The organism is Kitasatospora sp. MBT66 (genome assembly GCF_000710405.2).
GTDB classification, from domain to species: domain Bacteria; phylum Actinomycetota; class Actinomycetes; order Streptomycetales; family Streptomycetaceae; genus Kitasatospora; species Kitasatospora purpeofusca.
On the sequence record NZ_JAIY01000008.1, the window covers coordinates 226,460 to 226,962 of the forward strand.

The 503-nt window shown below is 78.1% G+C and carries 1 protein-coding gene; it reads right to left on the minus strand.

Translation table 11 applies throughout. From position 1 onward, the window contains the following. Nucleotides 1-503, minus strand: a 503-nt coding sequence (locus tag BI06_RS22290; RefSeq protein WP_043470836.1) for a protein kinase, incomplete at both ends; no start/stop codon positions are given.

Consider the following 503-nt stretch of genomic DNA (forward strand, 5'->3'; position numbering starts at 1 on the left):
GCGCGGGTCGTCCTGACCGGGCCGCGGCACCGGTGGCAGGACGGAGTGCGGCGCCGACCCGTGGCCGGCCCCGTGCTGGAGGTGCGGCTGCGGCGGGACGGCCGGCGGCTGGGCGACCGGGGGCTGGGCGACCGGGGGCTGCGCCGCGGGTGCCGGGCGGCGGCGCTTCTGCTCGATCAGGGCGAGCGCGTTGGGCGGCAGCCAGTCCCCGGCCTCGCCGGAGGCGTCGTCCCGGGAGAACAGGTGCGGGGCCAGCTCGACCTGGATCTGCTCCGGGGTCGGCCGGTGCTCGGGGGCCGGCCGCATGCAGGCCCGCACCAGGTCGACCAGCTCGGCCGGCAGGCCGGAGAGGTCGGGCTGCTCGCGCAGCAGCTGGAACACCGTCTCCACCGGGTTGGCACCCCGGTAGGGCGGGTGGCCGGTGGCACAGAAGACCAGCAGCGAGCCGAGCGAGAAGACGTCGCTGGCGCCCGTGACGCCGCGGCTGTCCCTGGCCTGCTCCG